24 protein-coding genes and 7 tRNA genes are annotated in these 25,604 nt (G+C 30.1%); 5 read left to right on the top strand and 26 right to left on the bottom strand.

All coding sequences use genetic code 11. The features are described 5' to 3' along the window. Positions 1-80 precede the first annotated feature (80 nt). Positions 81-554, top strand: a complete 474-nt coding sequence (locus ACX6CF_RS19400) for a CYTH domain-containing protein (RefSeq protein WP_458787017.1) — start codon at positions 81-83, stop codon at positions 552-554. A gap of 118 nt (positions 555-672) precedes the next feature. On the opposite strand, the gene ACX6CF_RS19395 is transcribed toward ACX6CF_RS19400, so the two are convergent. The 18 genes from ACX6CF_RS19395 to ACX6CF_RS19310 form a co-directional block, all read right to left on the bottom strand. Next, positions 673-754 (bottom strand) — tRNA-Leu (locus ACX6CF_RS19395). A gap of 91 nt (positions 755-845) precedes the next feature. Continuing rightward, positions 846-919: transfer RNA gene (locus ACX6CF_RS19390), tRNA-Lys, on the bottom strand. Between the two features lie 4 nt (positions 920-923). Next, positions 924-995: transfer RNA gene (locus ACX6CF_RS19385), tRNA-Gln, on the bottom strand. Positions 996-1,003: 8 nt separating this feature from the next. Beyond that, positions 1,004-1,079: transfer RNA gene (locus ACX6CF_RS19380), tRNA-His, on the bottom strand. A 33-nt stretch (positions 1,080-1,112) separates the two neighbouring features. Next, positions 1,113-1,186, bottom strand: a tRNA-Arg gene (locus ACX6CF_RS19375). A 42-nt stretch (positions 1,187-1,228) separates the two neighbouring features. After that, positions 1,229-1,299: transfer RNA gene (locus ACX6CF_RS19370), tRNA-Gly, on the bottom strand. An 8-nt stretch (positions 1,300-1,307) separates the two neighbouring features. After that, positions 1,308-1,382 (bottom strand) — tRNA-Pro (locus ACX6CF_RS19365). Between the two features lie 67 nt (positions 1,383-1,449). After that, a complete protein-coding gene (locus ACX6CF_RS19360; RefSeq protein WP_458787016.1) occupies positions 1,450-1,947 on the bottom strand; it encodes a metallophosphoesterase family protein in 498 nt (165 codons plus the stop codon). Positions 1,948-1,994: 47 nt separating this feature from the next. Next, positions 1,995-2,606 (bottom strand): XTP/dITP diphosphatase, encoded by a 612-nt coding sequence (locus tag ACX6CF_RS19355; RefSeq protein ID WP_458787015.1) that lies wholly within the window; start codon positions 2,604-2,606, stop codon positions 1,995-1,997. Between the two features lie 155 nt (positions 2,607-2,761). After that, positions 2,762-3,481, bottom strand: coding sequence for a ribonuclease PH (rph, locus tag ACX6CF_RS19350; RefSeq protein WP_458787014.1), 720 nt, complete (start codon positions 3,479-3,481; stop codon positions 2,762-2,764). Beyond that, the gene (locus ACX6CF_RS19345; protein WP_458787013.1) at positions 3,474-3,962 is read right to left on the bottom strand and encodes a GerMN domain-containing protein; all 489 of its coding nucleotides are present in this window, start codon (positions 3,960-3,962) and stop codon (positions 3,474-3,476) included. Before ACX6CF_RS19345 ends, rph begins: the two co-directional genes overlap by 8 nt. Positions 3,963-4,116: 154 nt before the next feature. Continuing rightward, on the bottom strand, positions 4,117-6,507 hold the full coding sequence (locus ACX6CF_RS19340; RefSeq protein ID WP_458787012.1) for an N-acetylmuramoyl-L-alanine amidase: 2,391 nt from the start codon (positions 6,505-6,507) through the stop codon (positions 4,117-4,119). A 571-nt stretch (positions 6,508-7,078) separates the two neighbouring features. Next, positions 7,079-7,612 (bottom strand): Gx transporter family protein, encoded by a 534-nt coding sequence (locus ACX6CF_RS19335; RefSeq protein ID WP_458787011.1) that lies wholly within the window; start codon positions 7,610-7,612, stop codon positions 7,079-7,081. Then, positions 7,596-7,970 (bottom strand): NusG domain II-containing protein, encoded by a 375-nt coding sequence (locus ACX6CF_RS19330; protein ID WP_458787010.1) that lies wholly within the window; start codon positions 7,968-7,970, stop codon positions 7,596-7,598. Before ACX6CF_RS19330 ends, ACX6CF_RS19335 begins: the two co-directional genes overlap by 17 nt. Positions 7,971-8,092: 122 nt before the next feature. Beyond that, positions 8,093-9,013: an alpha/beta fold hydrolase gene (locus ACX6CF_RS19325; RefSeq protein WP_458787009.1), complete on the bottom strand. Its 921-nt coding sequence runs from the start codon at positions 9,011-9,013 to the stop codon at positions 8,093-8,095. An 83-nt stretch (positions 9,014-9,096) separates the two neighbouring features. Beyond that, positions 9,097-10,086 carry a DHH family phosphoesterase gene (locus tag ACX6CF_RS19320; protein ID WP_458787008.1) on the bottom strand — a complete coding sequence of 330 codons (990 nt, stop codon included), beginning with the start codon at positions 10,084-10,086 and terminating at the stop codon, positions 9,097-9,099. Between the two features lie 34 nt (positions 10,087-10,120). Next, positions 10,121-11,917, bottom strand: coding sequence for a lectin like domain-containing protein (locus ACX6CF_RS19315; protein WP_458787033.1), 1,797 nt, complete (start codon positions 11,915-11,917; stop codon positions 10,121-10,123). A 78-nt stretch (positions 11,918-11,995) separates the two neighbouring features. Further along, the gene (locus ACX6CF_RS19310; RefSeq protein WP_458787007.1) at positions 11,996-13,156 is read right to left on the bottom strand and encodes a THUMP domain-containing class I SAM-dependent RNA methyltransferase; all 1,161 of its coding nucleotides are present in this window, start codon (positions 13,154-13,156) and stop codon (positions 11,996-11,998) included. Between the two features lie 275 nt (positions 13,157-13,431). On the opposite strand from ACX6CF_RS19310, the gene ACX6CF_RS19305 reads away from it, so the two are divergent. Next, positions 13,432-14,259, top strand: a complete 828-nt coding sequence (locus ACX6CF_RS19305; protein ID WP_458787006.1) for a DUF1189 domain-containing protein — start codon at positions 13,432-13,434, stop codon at positions 14,257-14,259. A gap of 74 nt (positions 14,260-14,333) precedes the next feature. Here ACX6CF_RS19305 and yfcE read toward each other — a convergent pair whose 3' ends face one another. Next, the gene (yfcE, locus tag ACX6CF_RS19300; protein ID WP_458787005.1) at positions 14,334-14,879 is read right to left on the bottom strand and encodes a phosphodiesterase; all 546 of its coding nucleotides are present in this window, start codon (positions 14,877-14,879) and stop codon (positions 14,334-14,336) included. A gap of 637 nt (positions 14,880-15,516) precedes the next feature. Here yfcE and ACX6CF_RS19295 point away from each other — a divergent pair. Next, on the top strand, positions 15,517-15,924 hold the full coding sequence (locus ACX6CF_RS19295; RefSeq protein WP_458787004.1) for a YidH family protein: 408 nt from the start codon (positions 15,517-15,519) through the stop codon (positions 15,922-15,924). A gap of 65 nt (positions 15,925-15,989) precedes the next feature. Here ACX6CF_RS19295 and ACX6CF_RS19290 read toward each other — a convergent pair whose 3' ends face one another. Continuing rightward, entirely contained in the window at positions 15,990-17,183 is a 1,194-nt protein-coding gene (locus ACX6CF_RS19290; protein ID WP_458787003.1) for an ROK family protein, read from the bottom strand. A 103-nt stretch (positions 17,184-17,286) separates the two neighbouring features. Then, positions 17,287-18,045: a peptidylprolyl isomerase gene (locus ACX6CF_RS19285; RefSeq protein WP_458787002.1), complete on the bottom strand. Its 759-nt coding sequence runs from the start codon at positions 18,043-18,045 to the stop codon at positions 17,287-17,289. A gap of 244 nt (positions 18,046-18,289) precedes the next feature. Here ACX6CF_RS19285 and ACX6CF_RS19280 point away from each other — a divergent pair, with 244 nt between their 5' ends. Beyond that, positions 18,290-19,336, top strand: coding sequence for an aldose epimerase family protein (locus tag ACX6CF_RS19280; protein ID WP_458787001.1), 1,047 nt, complete (start codon positions 18,290-18,292; stop codon positions 19,334-19,336). Positions 19,337-19,392: 56 nt separating this feature from the next. Here the strand turns inward: ACX6CF_RS19280 and ACX6CF_RS19275 are convergent, their stop codons facing one another. After that, positions 19,393-20,100 carry a PrsW family glutamic-type intramembrane protease gene (locus tag ACX6CF_RS19275; RefSeq protein ID WP_458787000.1) on the bottom strand — a complete coding sequence of 236 codons (708 nt, stop codon included), beginning with the start codon at positions 20,098-20,100 and terminating at the stop codon, positions 19,393-19,395. A gap of 224 nt (positions 20,101-20,324) precedes the next feature. Here ACX6CF_RS19275 and ACX6CF_RS19270 point away from each other — a divergent pair, with 224 nt between their 5' ends. Further along, positions 20,325-20,738, top strand: a complete 414-nt coding sequence (locus ACX6CF_RS19270) for a PspC domain-containing protein (RefSeq protein ID WP_458786999.1) — start codon at positions 20,325-20,327, stop codon at positions 20,736-20,738. A gap of 81 nt (positions 20,739-20,819) precedes the next feature. On the opposite strand, the gene rhaA is transcribed toward ACX6CF_RS19270, so the two are convergent. The 4 genes from rhaA to ACX6CF_RS19250 are packed head-to-tail and all read right to left on the bottom strand — an operon-like array spanning position 20,820 to position 25,520. Beyond that, on the bottom strand, positions 20,820-22,085 hold the full coding sequence (gene rhaA / locus ACX6CF_RS19265; RefSeq protein WP_458786998.1) for an L-rhamnose isomerase: 1,266 nt from the start codon (positions 22,083-22,085) through the stop codon (positions 20,820-20,822). Positions 22,086-22,134: 49 nt separating this feature from the next. Next, positions 22,135-23,589, bottom strand: coding sequence for a rhamnulokinase (gene rhaB, locus ACX6CF_RS19260; protein ID WP_458786997.1), 1,455 nt, complete (start codon positions 23,587-23,589; stop codon positions 22,135-22,137). A gap of 36 nt (positions 23,590-23,625) precedes the next feature. Continuing rightward, positions 23,626-25,137: an L-arabinose isomerase family protein gene (locus ACX6CF_RS19255; RefSeq protein ID WP_458786996.1), complete on the bottom strand. Its 1,512-nt coding sequence runs from the start codon at positions 25,135-25,137 to the stop codon at positions 23,626-23,628. Between the two features lie 56 nt (positions 25,138-25,193). Further along, complete coding sequence (locus ACX6CF_RS19250) at positions 25,194-25,520, bottom strand: L-rhamnose mutarotase (RefSeq protein ID WP_458786995.1); 327 nt, start codon at positions 25,518-25,520, stop codon at positions 25,194-25,196. Between the last annotated feature and the right edge of the window lie 84 nt (positions 25,521-25,604).

Below are 25,604 nucleotides of genomic sequence, written 5' to 3'. Positions count from 1 at the left end.
AACTCTGATTATTTAAAATCGTTTTTATGGTAATTGATACAAGCAATAACATTATTATAATAGAAAGGATTATCTAATCAATGGAAATAGAAAAAAAGTTTCTGATTAATTTACCACTAGACAAAATAACAAGGCACCCACATATTACTATAGAACAAGGTTATATCTGTACTAATCCTGTAATCAGGATAAGAAAAACCGATAAATCTTACTATGTGACTTATAAATCTTCTGGATTAATGATTAGGCAAGAATTCGAAGATGAAATTTCAAAAGACCAATATAATGTACTAAAAACAAAAGTCGATTATAATTTAATAAGTAAAAAGAGGTATTATATTCCTCTTGATGAATATTTAACTGTCGAATTAGATGTTTTTAATGATAAATTAGAAGGCTTAATTATGGCTGAAGTAGAATTTGTCAGTGAAGAATCAGCAAATAATTTTCAACCACCTGATTGGTTTATAAAAGAAGTAACTTTTAATACAACATTTCATAACAACAATTTATGTAAAGAAGATAATATTAATTTTCTAGAAGGTATATTATAATTCAACCTAGTTATTATAATATATTTTATATTCTATTCTTATATGTATATTTTCGTATAAAAATTACACATATATACACAAATAAAAAACACTTGGATAACCAAGTGTTTTTTATCAATGCGGATGAAGGGAGTCGAACCCCCACGCCGTTAGGCGCTAGATCCTAAGTCTAGTGCGTCTGCCAATTCCGCCACATCCGCGCATTTTGTAAATTACCTATACAATAATATAATAATTATCTTGTTATGTCAAGTAATTTTTTTATTATTGTTGTTACTTACTTTTGTAACATGAGCCACCTGGGATTCGAACCCAGGACACCTGGATTAAGAGTCCAGTGCTCTAGCCAACTGAGCTAGTAGCCCAAAACTGGGTAGGCAGGATTCGAACCTACGCATACTAGAGTCAAAGTCTAGTGCCTTACCGCTTGGCGACTACCCAATATTATAAGGTGAGTAATGGGATTCGAACCCACGGCCTCAAGAGCCACAATCTTGCGCTCTAACCAACTGAGCTATACCCACCATATATTATAGCAATTCATTTTCAATTGCCTAGCGTGCCTGCAGGGATTCGAACCCCGGACACGTGGCTTAGAAGGCCACTGCTCTATCCTACTGAGCTACAGGCACGTACAAGTTCTACGCCTTGTTTGTAATTATTACAAATTACAAAGCGGGTGATGGGAATCGAACCCACGTATCCAGCTTGGAAGGCTGGTGTTCTACCATTGAACTACACCCGCATAAGGTATCGGGGTGACAGGATTCGAACCTGCGGCCTCTTGAACCCAAATCAAGCGCTCTAGCCAAGCTGAGCCACACCCCGTTGCTTATGATATTCTGCTGTTCTTTTTTGAACGCAAGAGTTATTATACACACGCTTCAAACAAATGTCAATAGGTTTTTCGTTTTTTTTCCATTTTTTTTATAGTGATATGATATTTACCGTTTTCTTCAACCTCTAATATACCGAAGCTACAGCCTTTGCCATCCCTAGGTAATGAGATACTTCCAGGGTTAATTAGTGTAATATCATCTATATTCTTAACTAATGATACATGTGTATGTCCAAACAGTACCATATTCACCTTTTTTTCTTTAGCAACCTTTAATATTGTATCATACTCCCATTTCACATCATAATAATGTCCATGAGTAATTAATATCTTCAGACCATAAAAATTTAATATCTTTTCTCTAGGTGCATAAGAATTAAAATCACAATTACCAGGAACAAAATCAATAGGTACGCCTGATAATACTTCTAGCTCTTCTACATCTCTCTCACAATCTCCTAAATGAATTATTCTATTAATATCTTTTGTATCTTTCATTACTTTTATTATATTTCTTATATTTCCATGAGTATCACTAGTCACAAGTATTTTCATATATTCTCTCCGTTTTATTGCTTTAACTATTTCTTTAACATTCAATGCTACTTATTACTGCCGTTTCTATAGCTTTCCATCTTTGACTTCATACTTCTTAATGCTTTACCTCTATGACTTATCCTATTCTTTGATTCATTATCCATTTCAGCAGTAGTACATGAATATTCTGGCACATAAAAAATAGGATCGTAACCAAATCCATTATTCCCTCTCTCTTCATGGGTGATAATTCCTTCAATAGTCCCTCTAGTTGTTAAAATTTCACCATCAGGAAATACTGTAGCGATAGCACATACAAACCTCGCCGTCCTATCTTTTTCTTCCACCCCTTCTAACTTATCCATGATCATTTCATTCTTAACTTTATAGGAAGTATTTTCTCCACCAAATCTAGCAGAATATATACCTGGAGCCTTATCAAGATAATCTACTTCAAGTCCTGAATCATCAGCCATAACAATACACTCAGTAAACTTCTTAACTTCTTTCGCTTTAATAATTGCATTCTCCAAAAAAGTAGACCCATCCTCAACTATATCTATGTCAATCCCTGCATCCTCCATAGAAATAACCTCATAATCAGTATCCTTCATAATCATATTTATCTCTTTTATCTTTCCTCTATTTTTAGTAGCAAAAATAATCTTTTCCTTCATCAACATGTCTCCTTTTATCTTCAGTAAAAAGCTAGTAAGCTCAATCATTAGTGAAATCCATTTAACATAAAGTTAAATCACCAACATTAAACTTGTCCAACACTTTTTTATCCCGCTATCAAACGTAGCCACTAGAGCTGTGTAATAATTAGCTTTTATACCTCCAATACCTCTTTTTGCAACTTAATAAGCTCCTCTACTCCTTTTTCACCTAAATCCAACAACTTATCCAACTGCTGTCTAGTAAAAGGAGATTCTTCCCCTGTACCCTGCACTTCAATAAATTCTCCCTTATCAGTAATAACAACATTCATGTCAACTTTCGCATGACTATCCTCTGCATAACACAAATCTAATAATTCCTCATCACCAACTATTCCTACACTAATAGCAGCCATATAAGTAGAAATAGGCATCTTATCTATTAAACCATCATTCAAAAGCTTTTTACAAGCAATTACCAACGCCATGAATGCACCTGTAATAGAAGCTGTCCTTGTACCTCCATCAGCTTGTATAACATCACAATCCAAAGTTATTGTTCTTTCTCCAAGTGCCTTATAATCTACTACCGATCTAATCGCTCTACCAATCAATCTCTGAATTTCCACTGATCGATTATTTTTCTTTAATCTGCTGATATCTCTAGTATTCCTATCAACAGTAGCTCCAGGCAACATAGAATATTCAGCTGTCACCCAACCTTCTCCTGAATCCTTTTTAAAAGATGGTACTCTATCTTCTACAGAAGCATTACAAATAACTTTTGTTTCACCCATTTCTATTAAAATTGAACCCTCTGGATATTTAATAAAATCCTTTGTAATCTTAACCTTCCTAAGTTCATCATTTTGTCTTCCATCAATTCTACTCAATTAATTTCATCCTTTCTTCCCATTCATCTCTTGTATATTTATTAATGCTTGTTCCTTCATTAAGAAAATCCCTACCACCTTCTATAAAAAGCGAAAATTCATCTATTTCTTCATTATTGAATACTGTCGCTAGTATTTGGTCCACCATTGAAATCTCTCTTGCTGTCCCACCATAATTAAGTATATTTTCTGATACCTCAAGTTCTAGGGAACCATTAATAAACAGAATATTTGTAATTGTAACTTCATTCGGAATAAATGAATAATAGACTTCATTATTATCAAACAAACATTGTAATGTATATCTTATGTTTTCTTCAGTATTTTTATTATCTTCAAATACAATTTCTTTGTTAATTAATATTCCTTCCTCTTCTTTCTCAAATTCATAATAAAAAATATTACTATCAATCGAACCTGAATTAATAACCAAACCTATAGTTATACAAGATACAATAAATGCATTTATGACACTATACATAATCTTTCCCCTCTCATTTGTAAATATTTGGTAATTATATTTTATACCTAATTAGCGAAAGCTACAACAGTGTTTTTTTGTAATATTGTGCATTTTATTGTAAATAATATATATTTATAGGGAACAATCATATAATTGTCCCCTATAGATATGTTTATCTTCCAGTTGGATATTTCTTAAATGATTCTAGTATTGCTTTATATATTGCATTAGCAGTATTCTTTTTAAAAGTATTATTTTTCAATTTAGCAACATCTGACGGATTGGATAAGAAAGCTACTTCTATCAATATTGCAGGCATATCTGTATTTCTAAGTACAAATAGATTTCCTGATTTTGTACCTCTATCCTTTGTTCCTACTGCACTAACAATTGACTTTTGGAATATTTCTGCAAGTTTTATTGAAGTCATTCCTGGTTTACTTGATGGTGCTAAATAATATACTTCAGTTCCATTAGCACTTGATGTATACCAGTTATTATGTATACTCACAAAGAAGTCAGCTTCAACGTCATTAGCTAAGTCAGACCTATCCCCTAATGTAGGGTATGAGTCATCAAGTCTAGTATAATATACTTTAATATCTTTTTCTTTATCCAAAAATTCTTTTAAATATATTACAATATCAAAATTGACATCTTTTTCTCTTAACCCATTGTCTATTGCACCAGGGTCTTTTCCTCCATGTCCTGGGTCTATTACTATTACCTTAGAATATAATTCTTTCGGCTTAAATGCCTTAATATATATATTATCCTTATCCTCAGTTATTCTATAATCATAAACGCTATTTTCATCAATAGTTAATACTGTATTACCATTATTATTTTTAATATCAACCGAATTAATAATACCGTCATTGATTCTAATTGTACCATTACCAAATAGTTCTTTATAATCACCTGGTAATTGAATTATGTATTTTTTGTTAGTATAATCATCTGTACATTTAATACTTGATAAGTTGATTTTATTATCATTCTTTTGAAGTACTATTGTAGGATTATCATAATTAATATATTTTATATTATTATAAGATGGCTCAATGAACTGGATAATAGTGGCAGAACCACTTTCTTCTGATATTGTATAATCTGCTTGTCCATCTGTTTCAACTACAATTCTTGTTGTTGTTTCATCAAATTGGGCAGTTCTTATTGCTTTTACATATTGTCCTTTTGCTATTGAAGTCATAGTACTTAGTAAAGATTCTGTATTGGGTAAATCAAAAACAATTCTATCAGGTTTACTTAATCTGAATGGCTTAACATCTGGTGCTCTAACACCTAGAACTTTAATATAATCACCTTTATCATTTTGTCCAAGGTGCATACCATAAATTGAATTACTTTGTACTTCTATATTTAATTTTTTTCTATCTTCTGATAGATAAATATTGAATTTATATCCTTCGCCTTTTAAGTCAAATACAAGTCTCGTTATCTGATCTGCAAATTGACTGGAACGTACCCCTGTTATTATTGGATTATCATCAAATATCTTTTCATATTTATCCATGTTCCATTTTGAATTATCTAAGTCAATAATCAACCTATTTTTCCAATAGGATTTTTTCACATCGGTAATTGGGCTTGATGCTTCAATTACAAATTTTTTATTGACTCCATCATTCTCGTATTCTACTGATTTGATTTTCGTAGTTGGGCATAATTTTCTTACAATAGTTGTTTCTGTATATTTATCATTTATCTTTGATAGCACGTCATCATCAACCATCCATACTACTGGGTTGTTCTTTAATTCAGTTGGCAATTCATTCTTAGCTCCACTAGATTCCAAGCTATCTAATAATTCACCGTTATTGTTGCTATCATTATTATTGTTATCATCATTTTCGTTATCTGTATTTTGATCATTACCTGATTGACCATCTTCACTAGTTTCAGTATCATTATTCGTATCCTCTACATTAGTCTGGTCGTCTTTTTCTGACTGGTCCTCTTCTTCAGATTGATCATCTTTTTCCGAATTATCCTGTTGATTATTTTTCTTAGACATTTCAGCGCTATACTCTTTTCCATTCCAATTAACTTCATATCCAAAAGTTTCTACGATAAACCTAATAGGTACCATAGTCTTCCATTTCTTAGTCCCAACATTCTGCACTAACTTAGCAGGTACATCTAACATAACCTCTTCATTATTCACTATTGCTTTTTTATCATTGATCTTAAGTACAATAAACTTATCTTCATAGGATATATAAGCTTCTTGTTTTGGTCCGTTCCAATCCACCTTAGCTCCTATTTGTTCTGATTCACAAACTTCCCTTACTGGCACTAATGTTCTTCCTACCTTTTCACCATTTACATCTTCAGTTATTATGATAGCAGGCATGTCTCCTGTTTCAATAACTTTTCCATCCACTACTAGTTTTACAAATTTATTTTTATATTTATAAATTTGACCATCATATTGAATAAAAAATTTCCCATCATTAGTGATTGCTGCACTTGCATTAACTGAAAATAGATTTAATACAATCATAAATGTTAATGCAATTGTGACGACTTTACGTATCATGACTCTCCCCCTTATGTTTGCTGAATTAACTTCCCATCATTTAGTAAATAACTAAGTTCTACAAAATTATAACAAAAAAAACTATATTAAAAAAGATACTATTGCATTATGTAATACAATCGTAATATTTGGGTTTTTATGTAATATTTTCGTAATATCCCTATTTTTGTATATATTTATATTAGATTTAATATTTTGAAACACAACCTTCTACGTATTCCTTTTTAATATAGCGAATAAGCTCTGCAGGATGTGTTTTTAAGAGATTTTTACTATAATTGGATATATACTAGTACCGAGCCAGCAAATTGGCTCAAATGCTATCTATAATCACAGAAAAATGGTATTTGTTCTTTATGCTTACTAGAATATAAAAGATATGTTTTTACAAAGAGGTGTCCAACATTATTATGAGTATATAAATTGATATGTTTAATTTACTTATATCGACCAATTAACTAATTTCCCGGGAAATATCTTCTAAGTTATTTCATAAAACGTCACAATCTTATATAGAAAGTCATACTAAATTACCTTTTGTAGATTAATCTGAGTTTATGATAATTTACCATTACCTAAATATTCTATTTATGTATGGCAATAAATAATCAACCGTCAAACCGATAAGTATACCAGTAGCAATGCCTGAAACAGCTAGAATTGGAAAATAAGCTGCTGCTACATTAATGCTTTCGGTCATTATAGCTACAACTATTAGTTGTCCTACATTATGGGATACAGCTCCTACTATGCTTACACCAGTAGTACTTATCTTATCTTTACTAAAATGAATAAGTAAATACATAGCTATCAAACTAAGTATACCTCCTGATAAACTATACCATATGGTTATAAATGAACCTGTAAAAAAACTATTTAGAGTCACCCTAAGAACTACTAATAACAACGCTTCTCTAAAGCACAAAAAATATAGACTTGTTAGAGTAATAATATTAGCTAACCCTAATTTTACTCCTGGAAAAGGTAGTACAGGAATAAATGTTTTTTCAAAATAACCAAGTACCAACGCAAATGCTATTAACATAGATATAAATACCATTTTCTGTACTTTATTAAGATTCGTAATTTTATTCGGAAATAGCATCTAATCCATCCTCCATATCACCAACAATTTCTACATAAATCTTATGTGGAAGGCAAACAATGGTACTGCCAACTTTACTAATAAAACCTGATTTAACGCAGATCTGATCAGGACAATTAGCTTCAATCATCTCAACTCCATTATCATGTACTTTTATTATATTATAACCATCTTCTCTTTCAATTTTAACTTCTTTCTCATCATTCAACTTAACTTTTTCATATAATTCTCCATCAACATTAATTTCTACATATAAGTCGTTAATATCCATTTTACTAATTCTATATTGATTAAAAAGATAGAATAACCCTGCAATCATCAATACTCCAACAATAATTTTTATATCGTTCTTTTTCATTAATAATATTCCTTTCAGCTTATAATCATAATATGTATAATAGAAATTTAGACTCTGTTCAGCTATTAACTTCAGCTAAACAAAGTCCATATATTTATTCCACATTTCATAAATTCATGTATCTAATTTCTAATAAAATCCAATATATCATTATAGACTTTATCATTATTTATTTCATTGATTATCTCATGTCTAGCACCTTCATATAATATAACCTTTATATTATATCCAAGTGACTTATATGTATCCGTAACTTTTTTTATTCCTTTACCCATTTCACCAACTGGATCATTATTGCCAGAGATAAATAATATAGGTAGCTTCTTAGGTGTTTTTAGAATATTATTTTTCTTAGAGATATTTGATAATCCCTTTAACAGATCCACATAAAATCTAGAGCTACACATAAACCCGCATTTTTCATCTTCTACATATTTCTTGACTTGTTGTTCATCCCTACTCAACCAGTCATATTCTGTTTTGTTAGGTGCAAATTGTTTATTGAAGTTACCAAAACTAAGGTCTGTAAGTAATTTACTCTTATGTCTATTGCCTTTAGTTACGCAGATTAATCTTGCTACTGCAATTCCAGCCACTCCCAAAAAACCTTTTGTTGCACTTGTTCCACTTATAATAGTACCTTTAACTTGGTCCCCATACTTTTGTATGTAACCTCTTGTTATCAGTGACCCCATGCTGTGACCTAACACAAAAATATCAATATCCTTATTTTCCTTTTTTATATGTTCTGTCACCTTGTATACTTCATCAATAACGTTGTTCCAACCTTCTTTATCCTTAAAAAAACCAATGTCTTCATCGGAATCCAAACTCTGCCCATGTCCCCTATGGTCATGCGCATATACTCCATAGCCATTATCTGTTAAAAACTTGGCAAATTCTCTATACCTCAAACAGTGTTCTGCCATTCCATGATTTATCTGAACAACACCTTTTAATTTTTCACTGTTTTCTGGCATCCAACTAGCTACAAAAATCTTATGCCCATCTAATCCGTCAATTTTAAATGTTTTTTCAATCATAAGATCACCTCAATAAGATTATAATATTAAAACTATAACATAGTAATATAATATCATACAATAGCTAGCAAATGTATTATTTTTTATAAATCATTATCTTCTTTCTCTACATAGCTGATAGCTCTATGTCTAATAAATGTATCTAGACGTTTATTATTTAGAAAATCCATATTATCAGCAGGCATAAATCCTCCAGCCATCTCATTATGTCCTCCACCGACACCTCTGTGAGCCATAATGAATCGCATTAATTTATTAGCCTTAATTTTCGTACTTTCACTTCGAATGGAAAATTTTACTCCATTTGCTCTTTTTGCATATGCAACCACAACCGATACACCTTCTATAGTATTAACCATATCACTAATGGTACCAAGAAGTGAATCATTACAATCTTCTATATGTACAAACCCTAAATAACCATATATCTCTACATTATTCAATGCTCTTGCATATGCAATTAAATCAGATTTTACAATCTGATTTAATTTCAGTGATTTTATCATACTTATATCCGCTTGATTATATAAGAAATAAAACATTTCTATATCAAGAGCATTAACTCTTCGAGATAAATTATCAGTATCCATCATTATTCCATATAGTAAAGCTGTTGCAACATTAACAGTTAAAGAAATATTATTAGAATAAAAATATTCTGCTACTATTGATGAACAAGCACCAATATCTGATCGGATATCTCTAAAAATATAAGTATCAGTCTCATTTACTATTTCATGATGGTCAATTACCATTACGTTTTGCTTAATTAGATTGGTGATATTAGAGTTACCTAGTTGTGTATCAACCAATATGACAAAATCATTTTCATTATACTTCATTTCATTTTTCACTGTCATTTTTATATCAAATAGTTCAACCATTTTTTTTGAATTGGCTTTTTCTATTGTTTGTACATGAATAATCTTTGAACTAATCCCGTGCTTCTCTAGTAAATACTTAATGCCTAGACTACTTGCTATAGCATCTGGATCAGGTATATTGTGAGGTTGTATATATACCTTTCCAGCATTTTTAAGTTGTTTTAACAATTCTTTTAATTTATCTTTCATTGTTGCCTCCATACAAGCACTATAATTTCATTAATTATTTACCTCTACTAGCACTATTTGATTCTGTTGGTTCTATTTTGTCTGCAGATTCATCTTGATCTGACTCATTTATTGAATCTACAGTTTCATCTGGCTGATTTTCTAATGATTTAGTAGTATCTTCAGCTGGTTGGTTTACATAATCAACTACCATATCAGTAAAAGCTTTTAGACACACATTACTTTGCAGTACTTCCTCTGTATCTTCCCATACTTCTCCATCATAACTTATATAGCCCTCACCATCACTTAGGTCAACTTTCCCTAACCATTTAACATCTCTATCGAATTCAGCAGCTATAGGAAATTTTGTTCCAGGAGTAGTCATTTTAATAATAACCGCAAATTTCTTATTCTTATCAAGTGTTATCGGTTGTTTAAGTTTAATTGTATAATATCCACTATATTCTCTAAATCCACTTTCTAGGAATATCATATTTTTCAGATCATCTTTGCTTGTAAAGTCTTCAACTATATAAACCTCATATTTAGAATTAATCCCTGTTGTATAAAAACTGATAGCATTCAATTGTTCTTGTTGATTACCTGTTTCATATACATTAGAAAAATATGCTGTATCTGTATTGAATCCTAACTTACCCACTAGTCCAAGCCAATCCGCTTGATATATTTTATCGTAATTATCATTATCTTCTATTTTACTATAAACCATATTTTGTTTGCCTACATAAGTATCATAATAGGAAATGTAAAAATACCCTTCTTCACCAAAATCAGTACCGAAACTGTTTTTGCAGATAAATGCACCATCACCTTCTGGACGGATAATAAAATTCTCCTTGGGATAATTATCATCCCATCCTACAATAACAACATCATGGTTAGATTTTTCTTCTCCATCATAATTCATTGAATAAGTATTTCTATTATAGTATTTCTCATTTTCTGTATCTCTATATTCCCAATAAATTGATGTATGAACGCCACCATAGTTCTTAACAGTATTTTTAATCGTCTCAAAATTATCAGCAGGTATAAAATATGCTTCTTGTAGATGCTTGACACTTTTCACATCTTTTGTTGAAATTCCATCTCCATAGATATCATCACTTTCCAATATAGGTCCAGACCATCTAGCGAAATATGCTAATGCAAGCATAAAGTCTCCGCCTTCATCTTGTGTCAAATTATACCCATGTTTTAGAGAAACATTATCTTCAGAAAAATCATATATTTCACCAGATTGTTTTAATAAACTAGATTCAATGGAACCAAGAGCCGCAAATGCCCAACATGTACCAAGGTTTTTTTGATTTTTAACAGAAGTAACATTTCCTTCTTCTCTTAGATCATATCTAGCATTAGCTTTATCTTTATATGGACCATTATCAGAATTGATAATAACCACTCTATTATCACCATCCCATAATACCTCACATCCAAAAGCTTCCATAACAATTCTTATTGGTAAATAAATTCTACTGTTATTATTTATTGCATATGTATCATTTTCAATTTTTTCTTCATTCTTGTATATAAATTTTTCACCTATTGAAACATTTACTACTATGTCCCCATGTGTGATAACTACTAGACTTAATTCTCCCACCCACTCTACTTTGGCACCAAAAGACTCTAATGTAAGTCTAAGAGGAACCATTGTTCTGTTATTTTCATCAATATACGGTATTCCATAATATTCATCATATACTATATATTCGTTATCTAGAATAACAGAAACCTGTGGAGTATCTATAGCACAAATAGAGGTAGGTACAATAAAGACAATTGTAAATACATATACAAAAAGCATTTTTATATTTTTTTTCATCTTCAATATTTAACCTCTTTTCTATATACATTGAACTTAATCATCTATATACCTATTTCAATAAGTTCAATATATGTTTTAATTGGTAAGATGTACTTTTTTAGGTGGTTTACTTCCAAAATATTGATAAAGATTAGCCTTCATCATTCCAGTATATAATTTTCTTTTTTTATCCGCATTCTTTCCAAAATATCTTTCAAATTCTTCAAATGATGTAATTACAAAATAAGACCAATCATCTAGATTATTGTCAAAAGTAATCTTCATATCTTTATATAGTCCTTTTACACTTTCTTTATCCTCTAGTCTTTCACCATAAGGTGGATTAGTAATAATAAATCCATACTTCTTATTATGGCTAGTCTTTCTCATGTCTCTTTCTTGAAAGTGAATTTTGCCTTCAACACCAGCATTTTTAACATTTTCTCTTGCAAGCTTTAGAACATTATAATCTATATCATAACCAGCAATGTTTAATTTACAAGTTGTATCAATAACATCATTAGCTTCATCTACTGCCTTAAACCATGATTTCACAGGAATAATATTTTTCCACTTTTCTGCTGTAAACTCTCTATTAAGTCCTGGAGCCATATTCATAGCGATCATAGCTGCTTCAATAGGAATAGTTCCACTACCACAGAAAGGGTCAACCAATATTCTATCTTTGTTCCATGGTGATAATTGAATCATCGCAGCTGCCAAAGTTTCACTGATAGGCGCTTTACTAGTGAATGTTCTATACCCTCTTTTGTGTAGAGCTTCACCACTTGTATCTAAGCATATAGATACTCTATCTTTTTTTATAAATACCCTTAAAGGATAATGTTCACCCTCTTCATTAAACCAATTGACATGGTAGGTTTGTTTTAGTCTTTCAACGATCGCTTTTTTAATTATTGATTGAATATCTGATGGACTAAAAAGCTTTGATTTTATTGAAGAAGCTTTTTTTACCCAGAATTTACCGTCTTGTGGTATCCATTTTTCCCATGGTAAATCCTTTGTCTTATCAAATAACTCTTCAAAACTAGTAGCAGTAAATTCCCCTACATTAATTAAAACTCTTTCTGCTGTCCTTAGCCAAATATTTGATCTACAAACACCCAGTTCATCTGCTATATAGGTTATTCTTCCATCTTCAACTCTCTTAATTTCATAACCTAGGTTTATAATTTCTTTTTTCAAAATAGATTCGACCCCAAAAATACAAGGTGTTGTTAATTCAATATATGACATCATTTTGCTCCTTTATCAATTAGTATATATTCATAGTTATCTCTTCAGCATTACTCTTTCATTATACTTTAAATAAATCTATTCTACAATAATCTTACACATTAAATCTTTGTTACATATCTTTAACTTACTCAACTTTCCGAAAAAATATTACATCTAATGCCCATAGAATCTTGAACTTGAAAAAATTTTATGTTAACATACAAGAGAATTAGGTAATTAATTCCATTCCCAAAAATATGTAATTAAAAATTTATGATGAAGGGGGATAAAATATGGAAAATATGAAAAGTCCTAATATATTTATAAAATTCATAAAAAGTTTTACTGATTTTCGTGTTTACAATAAAATAAGGCATGAAAAATTAGGTAAATCATTTGGTTACCTTATACTTTTTGCATTGATTATTGGAATTACTTTCGGATTAGTTGTATCTGTTAAAACTAGTCATTCCATTGATAGTACTGTTGAATTTTTACAATCCGATGATATACCTGAAATAACTGTTCGTAACGGTATTCTTAATATTGATATGGATGAACCTCTAGTTTTAAATGATAATCATGATTTTATATTTATTGTTGATATGACTGATAGATATACTTTGAATGATTTAGCTGGTTATTCAATAGGATATTTAATAACTCCAGAACGAATAATTATTAACCAAGCAGGAAGTCCTCCAATGCCTTTGGAATTCAAAGATCTGAGAGATTTCAATATTGATAAACATTCAGTGATTGAAATACTAAATAGTTTTAAAGGACTTGCAATTGGATTTATTATATTTATAATAATCCTAGGTACTATCTTGTTAAAATTATTTGACAGTTTGATTCTAAGTATCATTGGTATTATTTCAAATTCTATACTAAAAACCAATCTAAACTATACTGAATTATATAAAATTGGTATTTATGCTTTGACATTACCATCACTTATAATGCTATTGATTAATAGTCTTGGATTCACTTTAGCATTTGGATTTAAAATATTAATATATTATGGTATTTCAACAATCATTATTGTTATGGCATTAAAGAATATATCAATAGATGATAACAACGAAACACTTATTGAAAAAGATAATATCAATTATTAATTTCAACCAAAAAATTGTAAGCCCAATATCATTCATAATATGATATTGGGCTTATTAATGAGTTCATGATAGGATTATTCTAATATAATTGATTTAATTATATCCCCATCAAAATCTTTAATGATAAATTTATTCTCTTCCATAATTCCATAGCTATTAGGATTATCCTCCTTCGGTAAAGAAATGGAACCTGGATTGAGTATATATTTATTGTCCACTTTCTTAGCGACAGGTATATGAGTATGTCCATGAATTAATATATCCCCATCGTCTATAGGTGGCATGTTGGCTTCATTAAATAAATGTCCATGAGTAGCAAATATTCTTTTGTTATTATGAAATATAATATTATAATCACTCATGATAGGAAATTCTAGAACCATTTGGTCAACTTCAGCATCACAATTTCCTCTTACACAAATAATCTTTTCTTTTAATTCATTAAGTACCTGTATAACTTTTTTAGGTTCATATTCCTTTGGTAGGGAATTTCTTGGTCCATGATATAAGATGTCCCCAAGTAAAATTATATAATCAGCACTTTCTTCTTTAAATTTTTGAATTGCTTTTGCAGCATAATAAGAAGAACCATGTATATCTGATATAAACAATAACTTCAAGTGTATCACCTTCCTTAATTATTAATAGTAATAATTATTCCATAAATGTACAGTAAGGTCAATAAAACGAGACATTTAACTAAAACGGATAGAAGTATTTATAATGAGTTGAATAGTGTTTTTATAGATAAAGTTTTTCTATACAACAAGAAAGAGAATCATAAAATGATTCTCTTTACTCTGGGTTATAATGAGAGGGGATTCTCTATTATATTTTTGTGCGCCTCTGCGCTTCTGTATAATATTATGTCGATTCTTAATGTCACATTATGTCTATTATTATGTCGTCAATTAAAATTATATATAAAGCAAGTGTTGTTAGTATGTATTTAATTTGTCTTTTATGTGTCTTTTTCTGCTATTTTTTTACAAATAATTTTATATTTCTTGTTTATTATAGATTTATTCTATATATTTATTACTCTATTTATATAATAGTTATCAAAAAGGCAAATAAAACTTCTTGCTATTTTGGTTAAAAGTGTTATAATATATCTATAATATAAAAAGAATAGTTCTTATAGTAACTATTCTATTCTGGTATAATTAGTATTAAAACTTTCCCTTAAAAACAAAGGAATACCGCTCTATTCAATATTATAAAGGACCATACCAAAAAATATAGCTGGCTATTGTAATGATAGTAGCAATTTATATTTATAATTTTAACCATTTTGGTATAAAGTTATATTTTCATATAGAAATAAAATATCAAGAGGTGAATAGTAAAATGCAAAATAAAGTTCAAGAAAACGAAATTTATTCTTTTAAGAAAGAATCTTTGATTCTAAGAGATTTACTAGCTACTGACAGAACCTTTCTAGCTAATGAAAGGACCTTACTAGCATATATAAGAACTGCTCTGAGTCTAATTGTAGCTGGGGCTTCATTTATCAAATTTACAGATAATCTCACAATAGAAATTATTGGAATGATATTGGTACCATTTGGGACTCTAATTGGGATAGTCGGATTAATTAAGTTTTTAAAGACAAATAGGGATCTGAAGAAAATAAAACGCATAGCGGGTTATGATATAAATTAAGTATTATTGTACATAACGAGCTTGAATTACAAAGCTCGTTTTTTTATGTTTAATTATAATAAAGGTCAGACTAATTTATTCTTAATAAATAATTGCGCAGCCCCTAAAGCTATTGCATTATCTTTATAATCTCCACCCTTAATAAATATTATATTACTTTGATTTCCTGAGATATGTTTTTCTATATACTTAATTAAAAAATTATAAAATATATCAGATAAATTAATGATGGGTCCACTAAGTATAACCTTACTAGGATTAACAATGGTCACATAATTAGCTAAACCAATCCCTAATATGTTAGCTGCAAATTCAAATACCTCATTAGCGAGATACTCACCTGATTCAGCAGCTTTAATGATATCATTAAATGTGATAGTATTTATATTTTTTTTAATAGTTGTTGCTCTTCCTAATTTGATAAGACTAACATATTTTCTTACAATAGAAAGAATCGATGCATAACATTCTACGCATCCCGTTTTACCACAATAACAAGTTTCTCCATCATAATTGACCACCATATGTCCAAACGCATCGTTTGCGTTATTGATGGTAGGAATTATTCTACCATTTGCGATAACACCCATTCTTATACCTATACCACAGTTTACATAAACAATGTTAGAATATTCCAACAATGAACCAGATAAATATTCAGCGTATACAGCAGTATTAGCACCATTATCAATAATTATCTCAATGTCTAACTCAGCTTCTAGCATGTCCTTGATGGGTACATTATTCCAACCTTTTGCATAAAAGTTATTAGGCTTGAATATGATACCTTGTTTAGAGTCTAATGGACCTATAGTACCAAGACCACCGCCAACTATTTTTTCTTTTACAATCCCCAAATGATTCAAGCCTTTATTAAACACATCTTTTATACTTCTAACCGTTCTATCAGGTGTCATATCCTGCTTCATTTGAAATTGTTCATCATATAAGATTTCTCTTTTTAGATTAGTAATAATAACTTTTGAATAAGTTCTTGATATATCAATTCCAATGAAATAATATTCAAATGGATTAACATCAAATAATGTTGGCTTTCTTCCTCCAGTTGACTCTTGCTCCCCTATTTCAACAATGAATTTGGATTCCATTAATGTGGCCATAGATCTATTAAGAGTAGTAAGTTTCATATTGGTATATTTTATAATCTTTTTTTTAGTAAGAGGTCCAAATCGATAAATAATACTAAAAACTTTTTTATTATCTTCTTTTAGACTTTCAACATACTTATAAAATTCCATATGTTCACATCCTTAAAAAAGAGCCGTCTCAACAAAAGCGATTTTACCGCGTTATTATAGTATTATGCTATAATTTTAATTAAGACAGCTCTTAAACATCAATTTATTTTAATTCATCTTCATTTATTTCTACACTATATTGTTCTTTTAATGAATTAAACTTATCTGTATAAACTTTTGTTTGTTCATTTCTTATTAGATTTTGACTGATTTGTTCTTTTACTTGCTCATAAGTTTTTATTGTTGCTTCTTTCTTCTCTTCAACAATAATTAAATGATATCCAAATTGTGTTTTAACCACTTCACTTAATTCACCAACTTTTAATTCAAATGCTGCTTCATCAAATTCTGGAACCATTCTTCCTTTACCAAAGAATCCTAAATCTCCACCTTTTTCTTTTGATGGACAAGTTGAATATTCTTTGGCTGCTTCGTCAAAAGATTTTCCTTCTTCAATTTCTTTTCTTATTCTATTAGCTTCTTCTTCTTCTTTTACAAGAATGTGTTTAGCTCTCACTTCTTCTGAAGCAACAAAAGATTTTCTATTATTATCATAATAAGCTTTCATGTCTTCTTCGCTTACAGTAACTTTTTCTAGTAATTTTTGGATAGCAAATCTCTGTAATAAACTATGAGTCGCTTCTTCTAAGATTTTTTTGAATTCTTCTTCGTCGTCTAATTTGTTAGCAGTAGCTTCTAAATAAAAAAGCTCAGCAGCAACAAGCTCATCAAGTAATCTTTTTCTTCCCTCTACTGTACTTACTTCCATCATTTGTTGTTGTGGTAAAGAACGCATAATATTCATTAAATGTTCTTTAGTAATTTCTATACCTTCCACTTTAGCTAATACATTATTATCCATAGTAATCTCCTCTATATATTTTATTTGAAAATGCTATATTTCCATAAAAATTCATGTCTATATAATAATATTATATATACACACAATTTGCAATAACAATTATAAATACATACATATATATTGAACCAAAACATCTATACACCCATTTCAATAAGTACAATATATCTTCCTTGATTTTATAAACTTATCTGATTGAAAGACTAAGCAACTTATTGTATAATCTACACTAAAGGAGTGAATGAATATGGAAATTAAATCTACTAGTTTTGGTTTTACGACATCTGGAGAAGAAGTAACCAAATATACATTGTACAATGATAATAATTGTAGTGTAAGTATTCTTAATTATGGTGGAATCATTAATAATATTATGGTACCTGACAAAAATGGTAATATTGAAAATGTTGTTCTTGGTTTTGATACATTCAAAGAATATGAAGAAAAGTCACCTTTTTTTGGTAGCCTTGTAGGTAGAATAGCCGGAAGAATCTCTAACGCATCATTTGAAATTGATGGGACTACTTTTGATCTAGCTGCAAATAATAACGGCAACACTCTACATGGTGGTTTAAAAGGTTTTGATAAAGTTATATGGAACGTAACAGGAATTGTAAAAAAAGATAGTGTATCTCTTTATCTTAATTACATAAGTAAAGATGGAGAAGAAGGTTTTCCTGGTAATCTTGATGTAAATGTTACTTATACTTTTAATAATAATAATGAATTAGAACTCTATTATAGTGGTAAGACAGATAAAAAAACAATTGTTAACATGACTAATCATTCCTACTTCAACTTATCTGGTAATGGAAAAAGAGATGTATTAGAACAATATCTACATATTAATGCAGATAAATATGGACTTGTTGATACTGAAATCATTCCTACTGGTGTTGCTGACGTTGCTGGTACTGCATTTGATTTTAGAGAAATGAAATTAGTTGGTAAAGATATCAGAAATGATGAAATTCAATTAAAGAATGCAGGCGGATACGATCATCCTTTTATGCTAAATGAAGATGATAATATATCCGCAGCTATGTATGATAAAGAAAGCGGACGTTATATGGAAGTTGTCACTGATCAGAAATCTGTTGTCTTCTATGCATGTAATCAAATGGAATCAGGTATGAAATTAGCTTCTAACATGGTTACAAAAAAACATATAGCTTTATGTCTGGAAACTCAATATTATCCAGATGCTATTAATCAAGAATGTTTTGACTCAAATATCTTAAGCCCTGAAGATACATACAAGGCTTATACTAAATATAGTTTTAAAATCAAATAATCAACAGTTATGCTGTATAGAATCTATCTTATAATGGCAAATCATAAGATAGATTCTTAATTAAAGTCATCATTATCTTTTGTATGCATCGCTTTTGATTCTTTATAGTATCTATTTAACTTTCTAAGATTATAACTCCATAAAAATATAACGAATGGAATAAATATAATAAATAGATTGCTGCTTTTTGACATTAAAATATAGTCATATAATCCATGTAATAATACTGGAATCCATAAAGATAATCTTAGATAATATTTTCTTTGTCTTTCATTCTCAGCAAATTTTGCCAATGATAAATAATATCCCATAGTTATGGCAAACAGCATATGAGCAGGAACAGAAAAAATAGCTCTCTGCAAACCAACCGTTGTTACATTAGAGTATCTAAAAACCACATATAGAACATTTTCTACTGTTGCAAATCCAAGTGATACAAAAACCGCATAGACAATGCCATCGAGTTTTTCATTGAAGGCCTTATGATGATAAGCAAATGTCTTGACAATTATTCTTTTGACATATTCTTCAGTGAAACCAGCAACTATAAAAGCCACATATACAACTTGTAACACTCCAGTAAATATATTAAAATATGCTAATATCCTTTCTATTAATATAATAGGCAAGATACTTACCCCACCTAGAAGAAATATCTTAATTAGTAGATGTAATGGTTCTTTATCATATCTATCTGTTAAATATATACCTAAAGCTAATGCTATACCTGGTGTAATAGCTACTACATACAGATCTATATCCATTTTAGTCCTCCAATTTATCCCTTATTATATATGTTCAGTATATAGAAATAATTAATACTTAATTTAAACTTAATCTTAGATTAATCTTATTGTGTTATATTATAAAATGTAATATAATAAAAAACAACATAATATAAATTATATATATTAATATGTACAAATCGTCTGTTTCATATTAATAATATTATTTATACTTAAAATATTAAAATAGGTGGAGGGAATTTATGACTATGGATAAAAGAATTTATCGCTCAAGAGATAATCAAATGATTTGTGGTGTTTGCTCAGGTATCGGAAAATACTTTAATATAGACCCAACCATTGTTAGAATTCTATTTCTTATAACACTTTTCACATGGGGAACTGGTGTAGCAATATACATAATCTGTTCTATTGTCATACCAATTGAACCTATAAAACTTGACCACGACATTTATGATTATAATATCGAAGAAGAGAGACATGAAAGGCATGGTTTCTCTAATAGTAATGGCAGAACAATTGTTGGAATCATATTGGTTATTATTGGTGCTGCATCAATATTGGAAAAAATATTTAATTGGTTCAGTTTCGACCTAGTATGGCCAATAGCTATTATTGGTGTTGGATTTCTTATTCTAACAAAAGATAGAAATTAATAAAATCGGTAAGTGGCTTATACCTGCTTACCGATTTTCTATATTCTTCTCTATATTTTATAACATCCTAGTAACACTATATTAACGTTCACTCAGCACTCTTTCTTCATATCTCATTACTTCATCTAACCAGTTTAATCCGATTGGATATTTATTGACATAACAGTAATAATCCCAAATAGCATGCCAAGGAAATGATTTCAATTCTTCCAGCACAGCGAGACGTTTTGTAAAATCAAAATTCTTCTCTGCCTCAGTTAGAATTCCTGTTGGCTCCAACAAAGCGATAAGTAAAGCTTTCATCATGTTTCTTGTACCTATTGTCCATGCAGCGATTCGATTAATACTGGCATCAAAGAAATCAAGTCCAATATGTACTCTATCTAGAAGGTCATTTCTAATAACTTCAGATGCTATTGCTTGTAATTCTTCATCTAATAATATAACATGGTCACTATCCCAACGTACTGGGCGACTGACATGTAGAAGTATCTCATTAGTAAATAATGATAATGCTGATATCTTGTTAGAGATTGTTTCAGTGGGATGAAAATGTCCTGCATCCAAACATACCATTGTATCATTTTTTATGGCATATCCCATATAGAACTCATGAGAACCTACTACATAACTTTCAGAACCTATTCCAAAAAGTTTGCTCTCTACAGCATCCAGATGATACTTAGTGTCAATCTTTTCTTCTAATATCTTATCCAATGAATCTTTAAGTCTTTTTCTAGGTCCTAATCTATCAACTGGAATATCTTTGAATCCGTCAGGTATCCATATATTCATAACTGATGGTGTTCCTAATTCTTTACCAAAATACTCGCTGATTTTTCTGGATCTCTTTACATGTTCAATCCAGAATTCTCTAATTTCCTTATTGGGATGAGATAATGTCATACCATCAGCTGCATATTTATGAGAGAATAAGGTTGGATTAAAATCAAGTCCAATATTATTTTTTTTAGCCCATTTTACCCAATTTTTAAAATGTTTTGGCTCAATCTCATTACGATCTACTTTCTCTCCATTTGTTTCTAGATAAATGGCATGTAGATTAAGACGTTTTTTTCCTGGAATTAATTCAAATGCTTTTTCAATGTCTGCTCTAAGTTCATCTGGTGTTCTTGCTTTTCCAAAGTAATTTCCTGTTGATTGGATACCACCGCTTAATTCCCCATTGGGATTTTCGAAGCCGCTTACATCATCTCCTTGCCAACAATGCATTGATATTGGTATATTATTAAGTTTATCCATTATTTCTTCAGTATCAATATTATAATTCTTATAAAATTCCTTAGCTAATTCATATGATTTCTTTATATTATCTTTATTTACCATTGTTACCTCCTTGTAATACTTGAGCTTTCATAATTTATTCTGATTGTATTTAGGGTAATTCCAAAAATCTGTTCCATTTATCTTCAGCTGATTTCAGTTTTGCAGGAACAAACTTTTCAATATTAAAAGAAGCATTTATTATTTCTCTAGCTTTAGCTAACGACTGGATTTTACCTAATGTTATATATTGAACCATTAGGTTACCAATTGCTGTTGCCTCAATTGGACCTGAATACACTTCACACTCTGTATAATCTGCACATAGCTGGTTAAGATACTTATTTTGTGACCCTCCACCAACGATATGTATCTTATTAATTGTTTTATCACTAATCTCTCTTAATTCAATAAGCACTTGTTTATATTGTAGTGCTAAACTTTCAAAAATACATCTGGCAATATCACCAGGAGTACTTGGAACTGTTTGTCCTGTTTCCAGACAATAAGCTTTTATTTCCGCTATCATGTTAACTGGATTCAAGAATCTACTGTTATTTGGATTAATAAGCGCTGTACTTTTGGATTCTTTAGCTAAAACAACAAGTTCGCCAAAGTTATACTTATCATTCAATAATCTTTTTACCTCTTGAATCAACCATAATCCCATTATATTCTTTAGAACTCTGATTTTATTATATGCTCCCCCTTCATTAGTAAAATTATAAGAAAGAGCTTTATCAGTACAGATTGGATTATCATTTTCTATCCCCATCAATGACCAAGTACCAGAACTTATATAAGCAAAATCTTCATCCATTGCTGGAACTGATACTACTGCTGAACCAGTATCATGAGTAGCTGGGGCAATAACTTTGACCTCATCAAGATTTACTTTTTCTTTAACTTCTTTTGATAACGAACCAATAACAGTTCCTGGTTGTACTACTTTTGGAAATTTATTTTTATCTATACCAATAATATCAAGTAACTGATTATCCCATTTCATATCTCCTATATTATACATTTGCGTCGTAGTTGCATTAGTATACTCAATTGCAGCTTCGCTACATAATAGATAATTTAGGTAATCTGGAATCATAAGTACCATATTAACATTATTCTCTATCTCAGGATTAGATTTTACATGTTCGAATAATTGATATAAAGTATTAAACTGCAAGAACTGTATCCCTGTTTTTTTGTAAATTTTCTCTTTAGATATATGATTAAAAATTTTATCCATTGTATTATCCGTTCTACTGTCTCTATAGGCATATACAGGATATATTCTATTCATATCATTATCTAATAAAACATAATCTACAGCCCAAGTATCAATACCAATACTTTCAGCCTCCAAATTATTATTACTGAATTTTTTTAGACCAATGATTATTTCAGAAAACAACTGTTCCACATTCCAAAAACATCTATTTTGTTTTCTATCGATTTTATTACTGAATCTATGAATTTCTTCTATATTCAATCTATTCTTTATAAGAGTACTTTTAATTACTCTACCACTTGAAGCACCAATATCTACTGCTAAACATATTTCTCCCAATTAATCAGCTCCTAATATATTTATCATCAAAGATTATTAACATATAATTTCAAATTCTATATTCATCAATCTTGCTACCTTTTCAAATATATTTGCATTTTTACCAATAGACATGGCACAATGATGAGTCGGTGCCTGTGAAAACCATTTATTCATGAACTCCCTAGGTCCTAATTCAAATTTAATTGGAGTCATAGTATTACCAATTTTCATTGTAGGTCCATTAGTTGCTACACCTTCACTTACTATCATTTTTAATTTCCCATCTTTTGTCTGTGTTAAACCCAATGTAGTGATGTCACCTTTTTTGACAGTAGCTTCTACAGAAATACCGGAACCTTTTTTACCATGATATAATCCTAGACCACGCAGCATAGGTTTTCTATCAGAAATACTAACATGAAACGGTCCATCATGACCTAATAATATAGTTTGATCATTAAAATCTCCTACTACAATTTCACAGAAACTTCCTCCTACATTAAGGATATCACATATTTTCATTGCTATTGCCGTCTTCATATCCCCTTCACCAGAACAAGGTATTCCCCTAGCCGTTAATAGGGAATGTCCTAAAATAAAACCTTCTTGTATATGCATATATTCATTACCCTCTAAACTTCGATAATAATAGGTAAGCGCATCCAAATCAAACTTTTTGACCATTTTCTCTTGGGCTACAGCAACTGTACAAGACCAATCTAATTGTTCTTTTGTCGGTTTCTTAGCTAAAGGATCAGCAGGTGAATCTTCACTAATGATAAACATATCTTTGACTTGATCCATTTTAGATTTTTTCTCTTCATCTGTAACACTATGAACTAATTCTGCCAAATCACACATTTCCATTACCTCTACATGCATACCTGTTTGTCCTTGTATCATTGTAAAGTCACTATACATATCAAGCATACCAGGATATGTATGTCCCAGGAAACCCATTTTGCTATATTGAAGTGTTCTAACAACAGATACGGCTCTTACCCACTCTTCAATCTCCTCCCACGCAGCTACTGCATCAGGGTGATTATAAGTAACTTCATCAGCAATAGATATTTTAGGGGTTTTCTCTAAACCTAATAATCCAGAAACAACATGAAAATCAATACCTGTACGTTCAAAGGCATTGGATATTTCTGGTACACAACATGCACCACAATGAGCTAACCATTCTCCAGTACTAGTATGATCATAATTAATACTAGCTGCTGGTTGTAGGTTTAACACAATAACAGGTTTTTTACAGATTTGAGGAATAGCTATATGGTCTGCACTCATTGCATATGTACCGGCATAACATATTAGAAGATCAATATTTTTTTCATTAAACCATTCAGCTGCCTTTTCACTTTTGTCTCTACTGTCTACCATGCCATAGTTATATACTTCTCCCCACTTATTCAGCTTGCCTTCAACAAACTCTCCATACCCTAAAAGTCTATCATACAGCCCTTCAAACTGTTCCCAATAAGTTGGGTGTCCAATAATATAAATTCCTATTCTAGCCTTTTTAATTCCTTTTATTGGTTCGATACAACGTTCTATCATATTAGTAACCTCCTACTAGTCAATTAATTTTCCGTCATAAAATCATTAACATAATATCATTTCAAATAAAATACTTCTCTCATTGGTTTAATTGGATCAGTATCACTAAAATCAAAAGAACCCTCAACCATTTTGGAAGTAATACTATTCCATTTGTTACAGATTTCACTGTTATCAATATATTCAAAAGCTGAGTCTATGTCATTGCATTCAAAACAATAAAAAAATTGATTACCATTTTGAAAAATTGAATAATTCTCAATTCCCGCTTTACTGTGTTCCTCTAAAATTTCATTCCAAGGGTCCAAATGCATTTTGACATATTCATCTAAATATTCTTCTTTAATAATCCATGTCCAAGCTAATTTATTACTTTTCTTCACTTTGACACCTCCTACTTAATATGATAGGGCTGTCTCGTACATGTATAATGAGACAACCCCATTGTTAAATTATGTTGACCTTAA

Source organism: Vallitalea sediminicola, assembly GCF_054408565.1.
The sequence above is the reverse complement of the archived record's forward strand: the minus strand, read 5'-3'. Positions and strand labels throughout refer to the sequence as shown.